The following is a 2,539-nucleotide window of genomic DNA, read 5'->3' as shown; positions in this document are numbered from 1 at the left end:
GAACGAACCGCTGCGCGGGAGGGCGCCTGCGGTTGAGGTAGAGGACACTGGCCAGACGTCGCGCTTGCATTGAGCGTCGTGCGGTGGCGGCAGAGCATGACGGGCTTCTTCAACAAGGAGCCTTGACCATGTCCCATATCATTCTCGACGCACCCGTCAGCCTGCTGCGCCAGCGGCTGATCGACGACATGAACATGCGGCGCTTCTCACGCGAGACGCAGCGCAACTACCTCCGCGACATCGGACGCCTGGCGACGTTCCTCGGGCGTTCACCGGACACTGCTACCGCCGACGACCTGCGCCGGTTCCAGATCGAGCAGCAGGAGGATGGCGTTCCTGTTCCGACCATGAACAGCATCGTGTCGGCGCTGCGCTTCTTCTTCACCCACACGCTCGACCGCCCGGACCTGGCTCGCCGGCTCGTCCGGCTGGCGCATCCGCGCAGGCTGCCCGTGGTGCTGAGCCGCGACGAGGTTGCCCGGCTCCTCAACGCCACAACCTGCCTCAAGCACCAGGCCGCGTTGTCGGTCGCCTATGGCGCGGGCTTGCGGGTCGCGGAGGTGTCGACGCTGAAGGTCGCCGACGTCGACAGCGAGCGCATGCTGTTGCGCGTCGAGCGTGGCAAGGGTGGACGGTACCGCAATGCGATGCTCTCGGAGGACCTGCTCGCACTTCTGCGTGAGTGGTGGAAGGCCGGGCGGCAGCAGGGCGTGATGCACCGCGACGGTTGGCTGTTCCCCGGGCAGCACGCGATGAAGCCGATCAGCACGCGGCAGCTCTACCGAGTGGTCGTCGAGGCAGCACAGGTCGCTGACATCGCCAAGCGCGTCGGGCCGCATACGCTACGTCATAGCTTCGCGACCCATCTATTGGAGGACGGCACCGACATCCGGATCATCCAGGTCCTGCTCGGACACGCCAAGCTGAACAGCACCGCCTTCTACGCCAAGGTTGCGACCAAGACGGTGCGCACGGTTACAAGCCCGTTCGACAAGCTCGGCCTATTCAAACCAAGAGAGAGCTCGCCCAACGGCTGAGCCGTGCGGACCTCGATCGAGGTCGCCGACATCTTTCGTGCAGCAGGACCTGCCTACCGGGCCGCTCAATCCGGCCACCTGAGCCTCACCCAGCTCAAGGTCATGTCGGCGATCGAGCATTGCCGCACCGCTGCCCTTGGCGGTCACGTCGAGGCCTGCGAGGACTGCGGCCAGTGGCGCATCGCCTACAACTCCTGCCGCAACCGGCACTGCCCGAAGTGTCAGGGCGCGGCGGCGCGGACATGGCTTGCCGAGCGCGAGGCCGACCTGTTGCCAGTCGGCTACTTCCACGTTGTCTTCACGTTGCCGGCCGAGATCGCCGACATCGCCTTCCAGAACAAGGCGCTCCTCTACGACCTGCTGTTCAAGGCGGCATCGGAGACGATGCTGACCATCGCCGCCGATCGCAAGCACCTCGGCGCGCGCATTGGCATCACCGCCGTGCTCCACACCTGGGGATCGGCGATGACCCACCATCCGCACGTCCACATGATCGTGCCGGGCGGCGGCATTGCGCCGGACAGAAGCCGATGGGTCTCCTCGCGGCCGGCCTTCCTGCTTCCGGTGCGCATGCTCGGCAAGCTGTTCCGACGGCTCTTCCTCACCCGCCTGGCCGCACTGCACGAGGCTGGGCGGCTCGCCTTCTTCGGATCGATCGCACACCTCGCCGAGCGACGAGCCTTCCTGCGCCACCTTGCTGCCGTGCGGGGAAAGCGATGGGTGGTCTACGCCAAGGCGCCCTTCGCCGGGCCGGAGGCGGTGCTCGCCTACCTGGCGCGCTACACCCACAGGGTCGCGATCTCGAACAGCCGGCTGATCGCCTTCGACGCGACCGGCGTCACCTTCCGCTACAAAAATTACCGTCGCGCCGAATCTGATCGCCAGCAGGTGATGATACTTGCGGCCGACGAGTTCATCCGCCGTTTCCTGCTCCATGTCCTCCCGCGCGGCTTTCACCGCATCCGGCACTACGGTCTGCTCGCCGGCTCCGCCCGCAAGGCCAGCCTCGCGTTGGCACGCGAACTCCTGGATGTCGCCGCGCCGCCCGACCTCGGTGATCCTGACGAACCTGAGGACTTCCGCCCGCCATGCCCCTGCTGCGGCGGACGCATGATCGTCGTCGAGGTGTTCGAGCGATGGAGACAACCGCGCGGACCGCCGTACGCAACGGCGACAAGCCGGGAGACCGCTCCATGACCCGGAACGGCATGATCCACGCATCAGCCGCAGCCGCAGCCGCTGCGCCTCCGGCAACGGACACACGCGCGCCCACGGCAAACGCTGACGCCGACATGCGTCCAGCCGGACCAGTTCCGGGCCGCAAATACCGCGCGATGGAGCAACGAAGCGGCCTGTCCGCATCCACCTCGGCGCTTCCCAGCGGCGGCCGCGCCAACGCCGACATCGGCCGAAATCCGAAATCACCATAGCCGTCGACTGTGGCCCGCGGGTTCCTTCCTCGGGGACTTTCGTACGCCTGCCGGCGCCCGAAACTCTTCGCG

The 2,539-nt window shown here is 66.9% G+C and carries 2 protein-coding genes; both read left to right on the top strand.

The features are described from left to right. Positions 1-128 precede the first annotated feature (128 nt). Entirely contained in the window at positions 129-1,037 is a 909-nt protein-coding gene (locus EET67_RS25220) for a tyrosine-type recombinase/integrase (protein WP_128628902.1), read from the top strand. Between the two features lie 3 nt (positions 1,038-1,040). Further along, positions 1,041-2,234 (top strand): IS91 family transposase, encoded by a 1,194-nt coding sequence (locus EET67_RS25215; protein ID WP_128628901.1) that lies wholly within the window; start codon positions 1,041-1,043, stop codon positions 2,232-2,234. The last annotated feature ends 305 nt before the right edge of the window (positions 2,235-2,539 follow it).

The organism is Borborobacter arsenicus (genome assembly GCF_003934165.1).
Taxonomy (GTDB): Bacteria; Pseudomonadota; Alphaproteobacteria; order Rhizobiales; family Rhizobiaceae; genus Pseudaminobacter; species Pseudaminobacter arsenicus.
The sequence above is the reverse complement of the archived record's forward strand: the minus strand, read 5'-3'. Positions and strand labels throughout refer to the sequence as shown.